We start from the raw sequence: 17,421 nt of genomic DNA, 5'->3' as shown, positions 1-17,421 counted from the left end.
GCGCTACCCTTCCTCGGTGCCCAGCCGGGCGGCCACGCGCTGGTTGGCCTTGGCCCAGGCATGTTCGACGTGCTCGGACTCCACGTGGATGTACGCGGTCGTGGTCGAGAGCCACGAGTGGCCCAAAACCTCTTGTATAGCTTTAAGATCCATGCCTCGCGCATACAGCGACGATGCACAGTAGTGCCGCAATGTATGCGGTGTCAGCCTTCCTGCCCAGTCCGGCAGCCATCGTCCGGTCGCCTCCGCCAACCCGTCCCGCAACGTCTGGTCACCAACCCGGCCACAGAATCCGGTGTGCGGGTCCTGGCGCTCACTCGGCAGCAGCGGCGCGTCGGGATGCTCCCAGTCCTCGCCGAACTGGTGACGCACTTCCACCAGCCACCAGTCCAGCAACTCGGCCACCGAGTTGATCGCCGGAACGAGCCTCGTCTTCGGGCCGCGTCCCCGGCTTCCTTTGCCGAATCGGACATGCAGCTTGCCGTACTCGCCCAGATCCCGGCGCCAGTCGCGCATGTCGAGCATGTAGGTCTCCTGGATCCGCAACCCCGCCCGGCGCCACAACGACGCCGCCAGATAGTCCCGAGCCGCAGTGCGGAACTTCCGGGCGTGCTCCAGCGAGTCCCGCCACTCGGTGAACAACAGCTCGGTTTCCTTGTCCGAGGGCGGTATTCGAGGTGTCCCGTAGTCGGCCTTGGCCGGCCGGTTGTGCTCGTCGATCGGTTGCGCCACCACACACCCGGCGAGCGCGTGAATGTCGCCCTGATAACGGCCGATCAGGAAATCGAAGAAGTGCCCGATCGCCCACGCCTTGTGCTGCACCGTCAACCGGGACCTGCCCAGATCCTTGCGCTGGCGAACCAGAAACCGGTCCGCGTCAGCAGGCTCGGCTGTCCACACCGGACGACCGAGGAATTGGATGAACTCGAAGATCGCTGCTCGGTCGTTGTTCACCGTGCTGTCGCAGACTCCCGCCCCCATCGAGGCAAGCAGGTACTGATCGACGAGCTCCTGCTCGAAGTCCTCCAGGTCCTGGGTCGTGCTCAGCTTCCGCGGCCCGCGCAGCGACCGCACCACCGCCAGCCCCACCGCGCCTCCCGACCGTGTCCCCGAGTTGAACGGAAACGACAATGCCTCATCAACATCGGCAGCCTGTCGGAAATCCTGACGTCATGTCAGAGAGTCCACACCATCGAGTGAGAGCGCGCTGGCCAGCGCCCCAGCGTCGACAAAGAACAGCCAGCACCGACGAACACCGGGAAGTTCCGGTAACCAACCCCGAGTTCCTGGCAGGAATCTCGGCCGACGACGAGGACGACCTCGAACCATGAACACACCGCCGCCCCTGCTCGCGTCTCTCCTCGACCCGGTCCCGGCGCTGCCCGCCAAGCTTGCAGCGGCATGGGACGGTGCCTCCGCGTGGATCATCCAGTATTCCGTGTGGATGATCGTGGCCGCCGTGCTCGCAGCGGTGACCGTCACGGCAGTAGTTCAGTCGCGGCGATCGGCGCAGCGCCGCTGGCACAAAGGTGCCCGGCTAGTCGCCGTGCTTCCGCCGGCCGGACTCGACCCCGCCGCAGCCCTCGCCGGAGCACGCCGGTTGTGGTGGGACCTACCGGGCCTGGCCCCGCCCCGCTGGAAACGCCTCGTCACCGGACTCCCGCACCTGGCCGTCGAATACCACCTTGCCGCTGGCGAGGATCTCGCCGTCTGCATGTGGCTGCCCGCACCGATACCGACCAGCCGGATCGACGCCGCCCTGCGCGCGGCTTGGCCCGGCACCTTGGTCCTCGACCGCGCTACAAGCGCAGGCCCGGCAACGGTGGACTCCGCGCCACGAGCAGAGCTGGTAGTCACCGGCGGCATCGTGCGCCACGAACGCCCCGAGCATCTGCCATTGCGGATACCCGATCCCCGCACTGACGCCGCGGATCCGTTGCGAGTGTTAGAGGCCGTGGCCGGGCAGTTGGCCGACGGCGAGTCCGCCGTCGTGCAGATCGTGGCGCGGCCCGCAGTCGGCCGACGGTTGCGCCGGTACCGCCGCACCGTGGACCGGCTGCATTCCGGCCGTCCGGGTCGCCGCTCAGCACTGGCTAGCTTCGTGTCGGTGCTGGTTCGGGAGCTGATGGAGATCGTCACCGGCAGCAAATCCACAGCCGCCTCTCACGGCGCCGACGACCGTCTGGCGCGGCGGCTAGACCCGCAGCACACCGAGGAACTGCGCGAGATCCGAGCGAAAAAGCTTCAGCCGCAATGGGAAGTCGCGCTGCGCTACTACGCCGCGACCTCCGCTCACGGCCCCGACGCCGCCGACCGGGTTCGCGGTCTGGCCGACTCGCTGTTCGGCGCCTTTGCTCTCTTGGCCGGACGAAATGCCCTTGCGCGCCACCGCCTGTCGAAACCGCGCGCGGCGATCGAGGCCCGGCGGATGCGGCGCGGTGCGCTCCTCTCTGCCACGGAACTGGCGGCGCTGGCGCATCTGCCGCCCCGGACCGACGCGCTCTCCAACGGCCAAGCCCGCCGCGTTCCCGCGCCGATCGACGCCACCCGGCACCTCTGACACAGCGCCGGAGAAAACGGGGATCCATTGCCCACTAACGCAAAACCTTCAGTGACCCAGCGTGAACCCAAGTCCCCAACCCCGACCGGCCCGACCCGGCTCACGCTCCGCCCGCCGAACGATCCGCGCCGGAGAACACCGAAACAGCTCGGGGTTACCGACGCCGGGCCGACACGTCGAGTCGTGCTGCCAGTCGCCGATGCCCGCACACATCTCCACCTTGCCGGAGCCACTGGCAAGGGCAAGTCGACCCTGCTGCTGCGGCTCGCTCTTGCCGACATCGAGGCCGGTCGAGGTGTCGCGGTCATCGAGCCGCGCGGCGACCTCATCCGCGACCTGCTCGACCGGATGCCCCGTGACGCCGGCGAACGGCTCGTGCTCATCGACCCCGACGAAACCCAGGCCCCACCGGCACTCAACGTGCTCGACCCGGCCGGACTCGGCGGCGAGATCGTCGCCGAACACCTGGTGTCCACATTGCACCGCATCTACTCCGCCTCATGGGGACCCCGGGTGGAAGACACCCTCCGCGCCGCAGCATTCACCCTCGCCCAGCGTCCAGGATCCACGCTGGCGGACATTCCGTTGCTGCTGACCAACGCTCGGTACCGGCAGGAAGTCACCGGCCGGATCAAGAGGGAGGACCCGGTCGGGATCGGCGGATTCTGGACCTCCTACGACCGGCTCACCCCCGCGGCCGCAGCGGCGCAAGCCGGACCGGTCCTGTCCAAACTGCGAGCGGTCACCGGGCGCCGGTTCGTCGCGGACCTGTTCGGCACCGCCACGTCCAGCTTCGTTCCCGCCGACATCCTCGACGGCGGGATCCTGCTCGCCCGGCTGCCGAAAGGCGAATTAGGCGAGGATTTGGCACGGATGGTCGGATCGCTGCTGGTGGCCTCGCTCTGGCAGGCCGCGATCGGACGGTCGCACCAGCCCGAGCACACCCGCGCCGACTCGACCGTCATGATCGACGAGGCGCAGAACTTCCTCCACCTGCCCACCCCGCTCGGCGACGCACTGGCCGAATCCCGCGGCTACCACCTCGGCTGGGTCCTCGCCCACCAGCACCTCGGCCAGCTCACTCCCGAACTCGCGACAGCGCTGGATGCCAACGCCCGCAACAAGTCTTTCTTCGGGGTGAGCCCTGACGACGCCCGGCATCTCGCCGCACACGTCGGCCCGCACCTCGACGCGAGCGACCTCGCCCGGCTCGCCCCGTATCAGGCCGCGGTACGGCTGTCGATCGGCAACCGCGACACCCCCGGATTCACCATGCGGACCCTGCCCCCGCCAACGGTCATCGACGGCCGCGCCGACGAACTGCGCGCCGCCGCGCGCGCCCACGGCATCGCGCGCGCGATTCGCGACCGCGACCGCAGCCGACGCATGTTCGCCACCCGTGCATCCGCAACCGACCCGGATTCCAGCCACGACGAATTCGACTGACCTCTACCGTCCGCCGCTTTCCTGTCCGCGCTTCGCGATCGGAGGAACGTTTCCCATGTCCGACAACAAGAACGACGCCAACTGCGCCACAGTGAACACCGGACGAGTCCGGCGTCACCGTCCCAGGGGTAAGGTATCCGACCCGGTTGAACTCGCCTCCCGGCTGACCGAACGCGACCGGGACTTGCTGCACCTGCTCAGCGAGCACCGAGTGCTGACCAGCGCCCAGGTCGCCGACCTGCTCCCGTACCCAAGCCTCAACCGGGCTCAACGACGCCTGCTCAGGCTGTGGCACTGGCACGTCCTCGACCGATTCCGTCACCCGCGCGGCGACGGAGCCCTCACCGGATGGCGCTATGCCCTTGGCACCGCCGGACACGGCGTCCTCGCTGCCATGCGCGGTCAGACCCCGCCCCGACCCAACACTGTCCGCGAACAAGTGCTGCGCCTAGCCACCGACCCGCGCCTCGCCCACCTCCTCGGCATCAACGACGTCCTCGCTGCCCTGACCGCGCACGCCCGCCGCAGCGACGACGCCGAACTCCGGCTGTGGCACGGCGAACGCTCCGCCGCCGCAGACTGCGGCGGCCTGGCCCGCCCCGACGCACTCATCGTCTACCGCGAGCACGGCAACCAGCTCGTCGGCTGCTACGAGCACGACACCGGCAGCGAACCCCTCACCCGTGTGACCCAGAAGCTCGACGGATACGCCGAACTCGCCCGCGCAGGCGGACCGCGACCAGCCCGCAAAACCCAGCAACGCCACGGCTTCTGGGTCCTATTCGGCCTGCCATCTCCCATCCGCGAAGCCAATCTCCGCGACCGCCTCACCGCTGCCGACCCGACCGGGCCCGGGCTGACCGCCGGTGACGTCGGCTGGCACATCGCCACCACCCACGCCGACGCACTGCACGACCCAGCCGGACCTGTGTGGCTGCCCCTTCGCGGCAACCAACGGCAACGCCTGGCCGATCTCGCCGCCTCCCAAGCCCCCGTGCGCTAACACCCACACTGTCATCCGTTGAAGGAGAGGGATCCGGTGAAAGCCAGCATCAAGCTTGCCGTCACCGCGGGATGCGCGACCCTCGCGCCGATGCTGTTCCTCTCCGCCATCATCGGCGCAGTCCTCGGCACAGACGGCATCCGCGACCCCGGCAGCACCGGAAACGCACTCACCTGCACTGCCACTGGCACGCCGACCGGAAGCATCGCCGGATACGACGCCGACCAGATCGCCAACGCCGCAACGATTGTCGCCGTCGGCAGACAACGCGGCGTGCCCGAATACGGCTGGGTGATCGCGATTGCGACCGCGATCACCGAATCCCGGCTCCGCAACCTCGACTACGGAGACCGGGACTCGCTCGGCTTGTTCCAGCAACGGCCCTCGATGGGATGGGGAACCCGCGCGCAGATCCTCGACCCTTCCTATGCTGCAACGCAGTTCTACTTGCATCTGGTCGCGTTGCCGAACTGGCAGCAGACGGGGCTCGCCCCGGCAGCCCAAGCCGTGCAACGCTCCGGATTCCCCGAGCGATACGCCCTGCACGAACAAGAAGCCCGGCAGATTGCCGGCGCACTCACCGGTGTTTCCTGTACCCCCGCCACATCATCCCTCACCGCCGCTAGTTGGGTCGTTCCGGCCCAAGGACGTTGCAGTTCGGGTTTCGGCCCGAGGGGAGGTGAATTCCACCGAGGGCAGGACATTGCGGCACCCGTCGGCACGCCGATCGTCGCTGCCAGCAGCGGCCGGGTCATCGCCTCCGGCCCGGCCAACGGCTACGGCCTGTGGGTACGGATCGAACACGCCGGTGGCGTCATCACCACCTACGGGCATAACAATCGCAATCTCGTCGCCGTCGGCCAGTCCGTCCAAGCCGGACAACCGATCGCCGAAGTCGGCAACCGCGGCGAATCCACCGGGCCGCACGTGCACTTCCAAGTCGAGCCTGGCGGCAAGCCCGCAGATCCGGTCGTTTTCTACCAGCAACAACACGCGCCTCCACTGTGCGGTCCGTAGCGAGGCGCTAGCGGCGACGTCCAACGGACACGGGGTCCGACGTACCAAACGCGGAGACCGTGGCGAGCGAGTAGCTCGCGAAGTCACTGATCGTCAACGCCACAGTGGCTGCGACAAGCTCGTTCGTGTACGTCGTTCGCTTTTGCTGGGCAACGCGCTGTCTTTGCCCAGTTCGGGTCAAGCGGACGACACGTCGAGGCGCGCCTTATGGACTGAGATTCGAGGCCCTCGACCGCCGCGGCACGGCTGAGAGACCGAAGCACCACAGGACGGGCATTCGTGCTCAAGTGCTTGCGCCCGTCGCGGGTGGCGTGGTTGCGCGTCGGGCGCGACAGCAGGCAGTTCCGGCCATGGCGAGCCGTCGGGCAACTCCTCGAACTGCCTAGACACCCAAGCGAACAGCGACGCCCGAGGTTTGCCGCCGTAGACTTTTGCCAGCAAGTCCGCACGAGCGTTCAGCACCTGACGACGAGCCTGCGCTCGTATCCACTTGGCCGGACGGGTGTCGCCCGCTCGGATCCGGTCGTCCACGAGCATCCGGATCTGCTGATGGGGCCCTGGCGTCGCCGTCGTGTCGCGCTGATTCACCTGGGCATTCTCCACGCGATCCTCGGCCGATTCAACGATCAAGGAATGCTGAGCGTGTCGGTCGTCGTCGTCAGACCGCGTTGCCATACCGTTGCGGTGAGCGCAAAGGGAGGTACCTCGTGGTTAAGATCAACGACAAGGGGTGGCCGGTCACCGTCATCCCGGGCGATGACTACCAACGGGGCCAGGCGACTGCTCTCTTGCTGCAACGAATGGGACGGGCCGGAGAGAAGTTGGCGCCCGGCCAACAGCCTGAGATCGACCGGCTGCTGGAGTTCTGGTACGACGCCGGATACTGCGTTCGAGCCATCCTGACTTGCCTCAGCGTGACGCCGGAAAATACCCCTCAGCCTCAGCGGCAGGAGGGCGAGTCCCTGCCCGAGTACCTGCGCTCCAGGATGAAGAAGTGGTACAACGAATCGGACGCGGAGGAGTTCTCCGCGGCGCGTAAACCCCCGCAGACTGGCCTGCAGTTCGAACAGTGGTATGCCAACAACCGGCAGCGGGCTGCGAACAACGGTGCTTACCGTCAGCCTCGTTCTCCGGGCGTTCGTGGTCGGCAAGCACGGGACGAGATCGCCGCGCTTGCCGCCAGTCGACGAAAGAGTCCGCTTGACAGGATGCGCGAGCGCGAGGAGCGTCACGCGGCTGCCCTGGACAGCTTGGCGGTGACCGGTCACGCCCCTCTGCCGGACATCGATCTCCGCGCCGCAGAGGAAATGACAACACCGCGTATGGTCGCTGCTCACGCGGGGCATCGGTCGATGCCTTTGTTGCAGCCTAACGTCAAGGCCATCCTGGAACGGATGCGAAGCGAGCGTCGTGGTCCGACACCTGCGGAGAAAGCTGTCCTGCGCAGCACCCTCCTCGACAACCGGCACCGCTCAGCACTCGGCGAGCTAGAAGCCGCATCGGCGGAGTACGACGATGCCCCAGGCATCCTGTCGCCCGACGGAAGTCGGATGCTCGCCTTCCTGGATCGAGCGACGTCTGTCGAGACCTCGCTGGAAGCACAGATACGACTGGTCATGTTCGCCGTCGACCAAGACCTCGGCTCCGACAGCAGGCCGCCATCAGCCAGCCAACCTGATGACCTCTGATGTCGGTGCGCGGCTCCCGGAGCCGCACATATGAGGATCTTTCGCTGCCCGTCGGCAGCAGCCCGCGCGCGGAGATCAAGGCACCTGCTAGATACCTGCCGTTTGACGAGCCGCCATGTGCGCCAGCCCTTGCTCCCGCGTACAGGTGGGGCCTATCCATTTATTTCGTTGTTGTCGTCGCGCCCCGCAGTCCAGTGGAGATAGATCGGAACGTCGCAATGGGGGCACCGCGTATTGCTCGATTCGGTCTCCATCCGGCATGCCGGGCAGTTGACCTGCGATGGAAAGTCCCTGATGAGCTGCTCTGGGATCCGGCCCTTCGGGTAGCGACGTTGCACGTAACGGGCGGCCGCCGCCAACGCCGCCTCAGGGATCGGTTCCCCGCATTTGCGCTCGGTGCGCATCATCGAAAGGTCTGCTGCGTCCTCGTCGAGATCCGCGGCTTTGTACATCGCAGCCACTCCTCGTCTGATCTTTTCGGCGTCGCGGAATAGTTCGGACGGCCCGCACTGGCACCGTTCTCGGCCCGCGCGCTCTACAGCCTCGACCGCGGGTCACCGCGCAACCGAAGGATCTTCCTGTCCTCTGTGCCCTTAGGCCAGACCGCAGCACTCCGGCCCCGAACTGATCATGAGCGAGGATCGCCGCCGCATCGACATCGATCGTGATCGTCATCCGTGCCAAGTACTCGCCGAGGCTGGCCAACCTCACAGCTGCCGGACTTCCTTCGGATGCTGCTCCCTCGGATGTGTGTGTCCGGCCCGCCACGTCTGCTATCCGGACAAGCGTCGGGCATCAACGGGTTGAGTGTTCAACTTTTCGATGCCCCAAGCAGTGGGATGCCTTCCGGTCTGTACCCAGGAGGTCATGCCCGGTAGTTGCCGGGACTGGCGCCGTGCCTGGTAGACCTTGCCAAGTGAAGCTTCTTGATACGCCCGATGATGATTCGTACAGAGTCCTCCGCGGTGAGAGCTATCTTGCTGAGTTGGCTATCGGCGTCGGCGTAGGAGCCGTCTTCGTCGAGCGTGAACGAGCCGCTGTATCCGTGGGATCGGTGGACGATCAGGTGGTCTGCGTTGTGGGTTCGGAAGGTCGTGAACGCACCCGAATGTCCTAAGTGGGCGTGGGCGGTCGCGGGCACGATGCGAACGGTGATGCCGCGGCATTCTCGTTGGAGTTTGATCAAGTGATGAAGTTGCCTCATGACGACGTCAACGTCCGGGTCGCCAACGGGGCAGACGAGCGCGTACTCGCCGACGTAGGCGCTGATGCCGATCTTTCTCAGGTGAGCGGTATTCTCATTGAAACGTGCGTGCGGATCGGAGGCCATTGTTCGTTCCGGGAGGACGTACTTGGCGACGGCACAGGAGTAACTCGGTATTTGCAGGATGTCCGGCACGAGCGTCGGGTGCCAGTCCACGATCTCCGCCGCCGCTCGCGCGCACACGGCTGCGGTCGCAACGTGGTACGGCTGGCCGCGTCGGCCGAGAAGGATCGAGTCCGTGTCGGCGAGCCGCGCCAGTTCCAGGATCCGTTCCTTCTGCTCGCCGACGATGCCGAGCGCACCCACGATGCAGCCGACGTCCACCAGCGGCGGGGTGCGCTCTCCGCGTTCCCAGTTGTGCAGCAGCGCTGGATTCACGCCGATTCTGCGGGCCAGTTCTCTGCCTCGCCACTTGTCCCCGCGAGCTGCCCGCAATTCGAGGCCGAGCAGAACGGTCCGGATGAGAGGACGGATCGACTTCACTCGTTGTCCTCGTGTGTGACCGACGAGCAGCCGGCGCTTGTCCGCAATGGAGAAGCCGCCCCCTTCGCGCCCGTGTGGCCCAGACGCGGCGTCACCGCGGAGTCCGAGTGGCGACCGAGGAGACGACTGGCGGTTCATCGTTGTCTTCGAGTTGGTTGAGGGCGTGCTTCGCAGCGAAGCTCAGCAGTGCCTTCGTGGATTCCTCCTTACTGAGGGCTTTGTCGGAGAGCTGGTCCGCAGCACGACTGTAGTGGCAGTCTTGGTCGTCCACGAATGTTCCGGATTCGACATGGCCGAGGTAGACGATGGCGCGTTTTTCCATGCTGTAGATCGCCCAAGGGCTAGACAGTCCGGGGTGCAGGGCGATCTTGCTGAAGGGTACGACCCGAACGGTGATTTGCTCGTCTGCGCTCACGTTGAGCTGCGCGAGGCGGCGCAGCTGCGAGCACATGGCGCGGTCCGAGGCGGCCCTTCTGGTGAGAGCGGTTTCGCCGAGGTAAGCGGTGATCGGCAGTGGTTGTTCCCGGAGATGACGTCTGTCGGTTTGCAGCTCAGCGAGCCGGGCTGCGCGCTCCGGAGCGTACCCGAGGGCAAGGAGGGTCTCCCGGGCGTAGTCCTCGTCCCACAGAAGTTCGGGAACAAGGAGGGGTTCCCAGACCGTTACCTGTGCGGCTTGGGCTTCGCAGTCGATAAGAGTCGCCAGGTGGTGGGGTACATCCTGGCGACCGGTGACGATGACGCCCGGCGTGGTGACAGCCGCAAGATTACGGATGCGCGTCTTATCCTCGCCGACGACGTTGAGGGCACCGAGGACGCCGGCCACGTCTTCGGAGGGCGGTGTCCGGGAGCCGCGCTCCCAATTCGACACAATCGCCGGGTGCTTGCCGATCGCGCGACCCACCTCGCGCAAGCCTGACCCGTTCTTGATGCGGGTGGTGCGCAGGACCGCGCCAAGCACGGTCGTGAAGGGCTGTAATGCGCCACTTTCGCAGTTGGGCTCATTTTCGTACTTGGTTTCGTTCATACCCCATGCCTCGCCTGCGGGTCAGTCGTCCATGAAATCTTTTGCGGCTGGGTTGGGACTCCCGCGCTAACTGAACGCAAAATTTGCCGCTCGTTCACATTTGAATGACTGAGCCTCGCGCCTCTTGTAGATACATTCTTACCAATGTCGATTCTCGGACTGCCGCTCGTTATTCCGGCTCGTAGGCGAGAACCAGTTTGCTGTGGGTTTTGTCGATCGCCGGTCCCGGTAGGGCGCTGTCAGGGGTGTCAGCCGGGAAGACGACGAGAGAGGGCTTGCGGGCGTCGCGGTGCACGGACCAGGCGCGGATTTCGTCGCAGAGGCGCTGGGCAAGTCGTTCTGCATCCGGGCCATGTGCAATGGCACCGAGTTCCCATCGCGTACTGCCGCCGTCATCCTCGCGGCGGCGGGACGTGAGGTAAGCCAGCGACCCGCCTTCGACCAGCGCGGGTGCGCGTCCAGGTGAGATTGGGTCGCACACAGAGGGTTTGGCATCGGCGGGGACGTTGATGCGGCAGACCTGTGGGTCGGTGACGGTCAGCCGCAGCCAGATCCCGTCATGCGGCTCGTCGCCTGCGATCGTGACCTCGGACCAGGCGGTGCTGCGCGGTTGGTCGAGAACTCCCTGCAAGGCGTCGATGTCGAACGGTTGGTCGCGGTCCCAATGCAACTGGATGGTCTCGTCATCGGTGATGGGTGCCGATTTTTCGCCTTCGTCGTCGCCGACAAGATAGACGAAGCCGCACAGTTCGATCGAGTCGGCGACCAGCCGTCCGTCGCGGTAGGTGAAGGCAACCGAGCGGCTTTGGCCACGCCAGCGCAGTGGCAGGACCAGCCGGCCACCGGGACTGAGTTGCCGCCACCAAGCCGAGGGGATGTCCCATGGGGAGACGGTGGCAATGATCCGGTCATAGGGAGCATGTTCAGGGACACCGAGTGCACCGTCGCCGGTGACCACTTGCACGCCGTTGTATCCGGCTGCAGATAGGTTCCGCTCGGCCTGTTCGGTTACGGCGGGGTCGACGTCAATAGTGACCACGTTCGTCTCAATGCCGGTCAGCTCGGCGAGGAGACTGGCGTTGTATCCCGTACCAGCGCCGATCTCAAGAATCTTATTGCCGCGTTCGACGGCGAGCTGGTCGAGCATGAGAGCGACGACGAACGGGGCCGAGGCGCACGAGAGTGAGGTGCCGTCGGCGAAGCGATGGGTGATGACTGCTTGCCAGGGGTTGTGCGCGTCGGCGAGGCTGGCGTCGGGCACGAACTCGTGCCGCGGCACCTCACGCAGCACTCGCGCCACCTCAGGAAGCTTCGCATAACCCTGCTTTTGAACGTTGGCGAGCATGTTCTTGCGCAGCTCCTCGGGAGAAGGGGCGTTGTCGTTCATGGATTCCCTCTATTCGTTGAGCAGCAGGCAGGCATCCCACTGCGTGCTTGGCGGCGTGTTCGTTTGGGCAGCGCGCAGGGCCAACGTCACCCCGGCAGTGCCGGTGAGCAGCCCGCGCTGCGTCGGTGGTTGCCGCGCCAGGTGTCTGGTGAGGCGATCGAGGAGGTCAGGGAGTGCGGCGGCGAGTTCGTCGTTGTGTTGGCTTGCGCGCCAGACACTGTGGACTAGTCCGGCCCACCCGTGGCAGAGCGACACGTCGCCGAGCTGGGTGAGCTGAGCTTCGTCGGTGGCGCAGCAGGCCAAGATGCTCTCGGCGGTGCGCTGTCGGCCGCGGTCATCAAGGGCGAGTCCTGCGATTTGCTGTGCTCGGGCGATGCCTGGGGTGCCGTAGCACCAGCTAGGCCGGTGCGGTCTGCGTTGGCGGATAGCTGTGCGGTCATAGTCGGTGCGGGTGACGACTTCGGGCCACCAAGCTCGCTGTGGCGTGCCGCAACGCCAACGATCCAGCCAGCAGCAAATGCGGTCGATCGCTGCGGCTTGTCCGGAGACGACGAGTCCGCGGCGGAGCGTGAGCGCGAGTAGGGTCAACGGGCCAGCGATGCCGTGTGCCATGCCGTGGTTGCTGTGTCCGCCGATCCAGGCAGGGCCAGGCCCAGTGGGGCCGTCTGCGGCCCACCAACCGGGTAATCCATCGGGGCGCGGCAAGCTCAGGCGCACCAGATAGCGCACGACCTCGCGCAGCAGCTCGTTGGCGTTCCCGCGGCGCAGCAGATAAGTGCCGAGACCAGTCAACCCGCTGATCAAGTCGAATTCCCGCTTCTGGGCCAGTTCGCCGGCGCGCATGCGGCAGTAGGCGGCCTCCAGCCGGGCCCAGGTTATCCGTTCGACGTGTTGATCGAGCACCGCCAGCGGTCGCTGATGCTGGGTTGCGGCGAGGGTGAACGCGACCGCAGGTGCGCCCTCGAACAGGCTCGCTTCGTCGGGATGGGCCAGCACCGGATCGGTCGTCAGCTCGGTCAGCCACGCGCGGGCGTCCTGGCCACGTTCAATCGCCAACAACGCCTGCCCTGAAGGGCCGTCGGCAAGAAATTGCGCGGTCATGAGCGTTGCTCCGTCGTGGTGGCCCGCCACGTTCCCGCAGCTTGCCGCGCGAGTCGAAGGCAGGCTGCCTCACGGTCGCGGTTGACGCCGAGGGCACGGTTGTGATGCATGTGCAGCAACGCGTGAAGGCAGGAATCGACATCAGCATCGGCTGGCAGTGCCAGCCGATAGCGTCGCACCATCTCTTCGCGCTCGCGCAGCGTCTCGGCGACCTCGACCGGTTCCGTCGCCTCCGCGCGCGCCAGGGCACGTGCCAGACGAGCGACCTGCTCGACGTCGCCGCGATCTGGGACTGCGGACGGCGCATGGACACGCAACCACTCGGCGGCGAACTCTTTGCTGCCAAGGAAAGCAGCAGCAAGGCTGAAGAGGGATAAGCCGGTAACGGCGACGGGTGAGGAACCGTCGCCACACCTGTGCGTTAAACGAGCCAGAACATAACGGGAGTCGGCGGAGAACACGCTCTCGGCTTCGCTGATTGCCCGGTACCGTCCGATTTCCGGGTAGTAGGTGTCCAGCGCCCACCGGCTGAGTGAGCCCTCCGCACGCAACCTGTCTGCCCACTCGGTCAGTGCCGCTAACGCGGTGTCGGAACTCCCAGCGGTGTTCACCCGCAGGCGCAGGTGGTCTGGTTCATCCCCTTCTCGGGCCTGAGGAAACCGCACAAACCACCAGTCCCGATCGCCCCACTCGGACACTAGATCAGTTACCTCGTGCACCAGCAGCGAGTCCATCTGGGCTTCGGCAACATAGAGCTTGGCATATAGCCACTTGGAACGCGGTGAGGCGGGCGTGTGTCCATGGTCGCGGCCGAAGACCGGCATCGACGCGGTCGGCGGGGCGGGGTCGGGCGGTCGGCGCGACACCAGCGGCAGCACGACCAGGTGGGCACGGCCCTCTAGCCAGCCGTCGGCGCCAGGTTGGGGCGCCTCGACAAGGGTCGCTTCCGCGCGCTGGCGCAGGTGGTGCAGCAGCACCTCGCGGTGCGCGGGAACCCGTAGATCGAGGGGCAGCTGCTGATCGAAATCCCGGAGCTCGACGCGATCCGGGCAACGCCACGTTGTTCGCCACCGTTCGAACGCGACGTGGTCTCCGGAGAGCGAATCGGCCAGCAGGACATCACGGGTTAGACGCCAGCGGGCCGAGGACAGGATCGCGTGCCGGTACCGCAGACGAGGCAGGTAGGGCACGGTCTTCGCGACGGGACCCCAGTCAAACCCGATCCAGCCGGTGTCCAAAGCACGGGACAGCTCGCCCAACAGCCGTGCCAGCGGAAGTTGCTGCTTTGGGGCCAGTGCGTGCAGCACCATCGGTTCGACCACCCGGCGGCGAGACAAGCTGACCAGATGCAGCCGTCGCTGCGTCGCCGTGATCGCCAGATCATCCACCTTGATAAGGCCCTCGCGGTGCTGGTGATGCTCGCCGACAGAGACCACATCCGGCAGGTAGCGAGGTACGCGAGCCACGTTCTCAGCACTCGGGTACGGCGGAGTAAATGACAGCTGTGCAGGGATCGCGTCCGCAGTAATGGTCGGCAGCGAAGCGAACACGTCAGCGAGGCCGCTTTCGGGCACCATCGTGGAAAACCGGGACGACAATGTGCCTGCTGCCCGCCCCGGTGCCACAGTGAAGTAGTACTCGCCGCTCTCCAACGCCGCGAGGTCCGCCGCGTGGATGCGAGCGCCGAGGTCGACGTGCGGGGGAATTGCATCCGGGTCGCCGCCGACAGCGGCCAGTGTCTGCACCTTCTCGTCGTCGAGGTCGATTTCGTGATCGCCGCGGGCGGTTGCTTCGGCGATCCAGGAGAGCAGCAGTTCGTCGCGGTCGGAGAAGACGTGCCGGCCGCTGGAAGAAGGACTGCATGGATAGTCTCGCGGCCACCCCACCCCCGCCGCAGAGTCCACCACATTGCGCACCGGAACCAGTGTGCCCGTCCCGTAACGGGCACAGAATGCGGCGAAGAAATCGCGCCACGCCCGGGTTCCCGTGTGCTCACGCACCAGGCGAGCAAGCACCGCGGCCGTACGCTCGATCTCGCGCACCACTGGCCGCGGCATACTCACCATGGCATCCAGGCGCAGATCCAGCGACAACGGTCCCCTTGCCGCTGGCGCAGCGGAGTTCATCCGCGCAACCAGCCGCTCACGTGCGCCGTTATCCGGCTCTCGGTTGTGAGCGACGAGCGCACCGTGGATGCCGATCAATTCGGCCGCCAGCGCGGAGATTGGGAGGTGACGGGTATCGAGCGTTTGCAAGGTTTCGGCAAGATAGCCGAGCGGGTCGATCACGGTGCTCGGTGGCCGCAAGCTCGTCACCATGAAGCCGTTCTCCAGCAACAAATGCAGCAGCCGGGTAGGGTTGCCCGCGTTCGGGAACTCCGTGGCCAGTTCGCTAACCAGCTCAGCGACGCGCACCGGCCTGCTGCTGCGAGTTCGGACGAACTCGACGGCCCGGCTATAGCGAATGCTCACCATGCCCGCTCCCGTGCGGACCATCCGGTCGCCGCGGTGCTCGGCAGCATCGTCGAAGACGACGTCCAGTTGCGCCAGCAAGCCTGGGCATGCTTCTAACCGTGCGGTCACCTCGCGCAGCCACCGGTTATCCGGTCGGGCTAATGCCCGATGATGGTGGCCGAAACGGACCGTCGCTCGGCTGGTGAGTGTGACAGGACCGACCCCAGCGAATAGACCGAACGGGGTTGAGCGACCGAACCGCAGGACGTACCGCAACAATCCCATTGTTGTTCTGCGTACTTCTCTTGGCGCTCTCCGCCGCCCCCGTAGGATTGTTTCGACTCCGTCAGCGAGTGCGGGGCTTGCGTGTGCCACGGCAGCCGAGACGGCGGGCCACATTTCTGCCAGCCACGCCCGGCAGTCCGGTTCGCTCGACAGGTCCGGCCACCGAGCTGGGCTGATCTGTTGCGCGGAGGCACGCAGCAATGCGGCACCGCAGTGCTGATAGTCCATTTCAAACAAGGCTGAGCACCTCCGGGATGTGAAGGGGCAAGACTATGGCCGCGGGCGGGGCAGGCGTCGGGGAAGCCTGACCCGCCCGCGGGGTCACCGCTGCGAATGGCATGCCGAAATCTGGCATGTCTGGCCGCATCCGTCATCTGTCTGGCAGGCCATCGCCTCGCTCCGCACCCGATCGGTTTCGACCCGCACATCCAGCTCGAACTCGTTCTCTGGTGCATCAATCAAACTAGCAGTCATCGAAGTCACCCCCTTACTGTTCTCGATCAGTTTTTGCTTCGCATTTCACATAATGCGAAGTGGGTATCAGCAGGTCGGCATCAGGTGGCGCTGAAGGTAGCGACCGCGGACCATCGCCTGACACTTCTCACACTGCAGCTTGCCTGCAGTGACCTCGATATCGGTGGCCGGAGCGCCGCACACTGCCCACCGGATATACAATCCGCGAAACAGCAAATGAGGTGCCGGGGATGGATCTACAGCGTGTAATGATGGGCTGAAATATCCAGGAAGCCAACGGGTCGAGCCACTCAGCACGAGATCATCATTGTCGTTGTCGCCCGGCCAGCGCGGCGCGGGCCCCGAGGTGCAGAGGAAGTCGAGGAGTGCCTCTATCGCAGGGCTGTCGGTCCGGACAGGAGCCAGATCAGCCTCTTTCGGGAGCGTTGGATTCATTGCCGTCATTGGTGGGCTCGCTCACGCTGCTGCGCATCGGTCCCCGACGGACTGGGCCTATCCGTGACCAGCAACACGATCCGCACCGCGAACACTAATGCGAAAAGAGCAAATAAACCCCATTCTAACATTCATGACTCCTTTTCTCCGGTGTCGAGTTCGACCGTGGAGGGACTCGGCCGGTGTTTGCCAGGGCAGTCCGTTCCAGCCGCGCCTGCATCGCCGTTGGAAGCGCTGTAACCGCAGCGTGGTCAGCTGTTCTGCTCGCCTGGAACGACCGGCGCTGGCTTCGGTTGCTGGCGGCGAATTGCTCGGCGAGAGGCAAGGTCAGATTTCTTCCTTGCTGTGCGGGGGGCCGCGCGGTGGGCGTTGCGGGCCGCGCGGCCCCCTGCGGGCGCGAGCTGACGGCAAACTGGGAGAATTCATGCCGTGCGCTCGTCCGCGCCCGCAGAAACACACGATGGCAAGGAGCGCTCTTGCCCAGCAGGCGATCAACCCCGCTTACACCATGCGCTGCTGGTGACGCACCTGCGTGCCACGCGGTACGCCGCCAGCGATGGTCATGATCGTTGCCGCTGAATTCATGCTGGTCGGCAGCGGACCCGTTTCCGACGTCAGAAGTAGCGTGCCCGTCGACCTTCGCCAGTTTGTCAATCAAGTATTCGATTTTCGGTGAAGCGGGTTTTGGTACGCGGCGAAGCCGGAGGAAGCCGCACTCCGACATCGCCGTGGGCAAGACCTGGCTGTTTCGCTTGGAGTCTGCGGCGTGCCGCCCAGCGGGCGAGGAACAGGCCAGGTGGC

13 protein-coding genes are annotated in these 17,421 nt (G+C 65.8%); 5 read left to right on the top strand and 8 right to left on the bottom strand.

Annotated elements, in window-relative coordinates:
* Window positions 1-3: 3 nt before the first annotated feature.
* The gene (locus FKO37_RS35835) at window positions 4-1,089 is read right to left on the bottom strand and encodes a tyrosine-type recombinase/integrase (protein ID WP_101434546.1); all 1,086 of its coding nucleotides are present in this window, start codon (window positions 1,087-1,089) and stop codon (window positions 4-6) included.
* A gap of 238 nt (window positions 1,090-1,327) precedes the next feature.
* Here FKO37_RS35835 and FKO37_RS35830 point away from each other — a divergent pair, with 238 nt between their 5' ends.
* The 5 genes from FKO37_RS35830 (at window position 1,328) to FKO37_RS35810 (ending at window position 7,714) form a co-directional block, all read left to right on the top strand.
* Entirely contained in the window at window positions 1,328-2,560 is a 1,233-nt protein-coding gene (locus FKO37_RS35830; protein WP_238607407.1) for a hypothetical protein, read from the top strand.
* Window positions 2,561-2,743: 183 nt separating this feature from the next.
* Window positions 2,744-4,006, top strand: coding sequence for a type IV secretory system conjugative DNA transfer family protein (locus FKO37_RS35825; protein ID WP_238607406.1), 1,263 nt, complete (start codon window positions 2,744-2,746; stop codon window positions 4,004-4,006).
* Between the two features lie 55 nt (window positions 4,007-4,061).
* The gene (locus FKO37_RS35820) at window positions 4,062-5,009 is read left to right on the top strand and encodes a replication-relaxation family protein (protein WP_238607405.1); all 948 of its coding nucleotides are present in this window, start codon (window positions 4,062-4,064) and stop codon (window positions 5,007-5,009) included.
* Between the two features lie 36 nt (window positions 5,010-5,045).
* Window positions 5,046-6,026, top strand: a complete 981-nt coding sequence (locus tag FKO37_RS35815) for a peptidoglycan DD-metalloendopeptidase family protein (protein WP_238607404.1) — start codon at window positions 5,046-5,048, stop codon at window positions 6,024-6,026.
* 707 nt (window positions 6,027-6,733) lie between these two features.
* Window positions 6,734-7,714, top strand: coding sequence for a hypothetical protein (locus FKO37_RS35810; RefSeq protein ID WP_238607403.1), 981 nt, complete (start codon window positions 6,734-6,736; stop codon window positions 7,712-7,714).
* Between the two features lie 152 nt (window positions 7,715-7,866).
* Here the strand turns inward: FKO37_RS35810 and FKO37_RS35805 are convergent, their stop codons facing one another.
* The 7 genes from FKO37_RS35805 to FKO37_RS47815 all read right to left on the bottom strand — a co-directional run bounded on the left by FKO37_RS35805 (window position 7,867) and on the right by FKO37_RS47815 (window position 16,185).
* Window positions 7,867-8,166, bottom strand: coding sequence for a hypothetical protein (locus FKO37_RS35805; RefSeq protein WP_238607402.1), 300 nt, complete (start codon window positions 8,164-8,166; stop codon window positions 7,867-7,869).
* A 413-nt stretch (window positions 8,167-8,579) separates the two neighbouring features.
* On the bottom strand, window positions 8,580-9,461 hold the full coding sequence (locus FKO37_RS35800; protein ID WP_238607401.1) for a Scr1 family TA system antitoxin-like transcriptional regulator: 882 nt from the start codon (window positions 9,459-9,461) through the stop codon (window positions 8,580-8,582).
* Window positions 9,462-9,552: 91 nt separating this feature from the next.
* Window positions 9,553-10,485, bottom strand: coding sequence for a helix-turn-helix transcriptional regulator (locus FKO37_RS35795; RefSeq protein WP_238607400.1), 933 nt, complete (start codon window positions 10,483-10,485; stop codon window positions 9,553-9,555).
* A 169-nt stretch (window positions 10,486-10,654) separates the two neighbouring features.
* The gene (gene fxlM, locus FKO37_RS35790; RefSeq protein ID WP_238607399.1) at window positions 10,655-11,872 is read right to left on the bottom strand and encodes a methyltransferase, FxLD system; all 1,218 of its coding nucleotides are present in this window, start codon (window positions 11,870-11,872) and stop codon (window positions 10,655-10,657) included.
* 9 nt (window positions 11,873-11,881) lie between these two features.
* Window positions 11,882-12,973, bottom strand: coding sequence for a lanthionine synthetase C family protein (locus FKO37_RS35785; protein WP_238607398.1), 1,092 nt, complete (start codon window positions 12,971-12,973; stop codon window positions 11,882-11,884).
* Complete coding sequence (locus FKO37_RS35780; protein ID WP_238608385.1) at window positions 12,970-15,825, bottom strand: lantibiotic dehydratase; 2,856 nt, start codon at window positions 15,823-15,825, stop codon at window positions 12,970-12,972. The genes FKO37_RS35785 and FKO37_RS35780 overlap by 4 nt, the downstream gene beginning before the upstream one ends.
* Before the next feature lie 207 nt (window positions 15,826-16,032).
* On the bottom strand, window positions 16,033-16,185 hold the full coding sequence (locus FKO37_RS47815; RefSeq protein WP_374204427.1) for an FxLD family lanthipeptide: 153 nt from the start codon (window positions 16,183-16,185) through the stop codon (window positions 16,033-16,035).
* Window positions 16,186-17,421: the final 1,236 nt, after the last annotated feature.

Source organism: Amycolatopsis sp. Poz14 (assembly GCF_006704225.1).
GTDB classification, from domain to species: domain Bacteria; phylum Actinomycetota; class Actinomycetes; order Mycobacteriales; family Pseudonocardiaceae; genus Amycolatopsis; species Amycolatopsis nivea.
The sequence above is the reverse complement of the archived record's forward strand: the minus strand, read 5'-3'. Positions and strand labels throughout refer to the sequence as shown.

Bases quoted from the DNA above. Each gene is read 5' to 3' on its own strand.
- FKO37_RS35830 (WP_238607407.1), top strand. From the start codon at position 1,328: ATGAACACACCGCCGCCCCTGCTCGCGTCTCTCCTCGACCCGGTCCCG.
- FKO37_RS35820 (WP_238607405.1), top strand. From the start codon at position 4,062: ATGTCCGACAACAAGAACGACGCCAACTGCGCCACAGTGAACACCGGA.
- FKO37_RS35805 (WP_238607402.1), bottom strand. From the start codon at position 8,166: ATGTACAAAGCCGCGGATCTCGACGAGGACGCAGCAGACCTTTCGATG.
- FKO37_RS35795 (WP_238607400.1), bottom strand. From the start codon at position 10,485: ATGAACGAAACCAAGTACGAAAATGAGCCCAACTGCGAAAGTGGCGCA.
- fxlM (WP_238607399.1), bottom strand. From the start codon at position 11,872: ATGAACGACAACGCCCCTTCTCCCGAGGAGCTGCGCAAGAACATGCTC.
- FKO37_RS35785 (WP_238607398.1), bottom strand. From the start codon at position 12,973: ATGACCGCGCAATTTCTTGCCGACGGCCCTTCAGGGCAGGCGTTGTTG.
- FKO37_RS35780 (WP_238608385.1), bottom strand. From the start codon at position 15,825: ATGTGGCCCGCCGTCTCGGCTGCCGTGGCACACGCAAGCCCCGCACTC.
- FKO37_RS47815 (WP_374204427.1), bottom strand. From the start codon at position 16,185: ATGACTGCTAGTTTGATTGATGCACCAGAGAACGAGTTCGAGCTGGAT.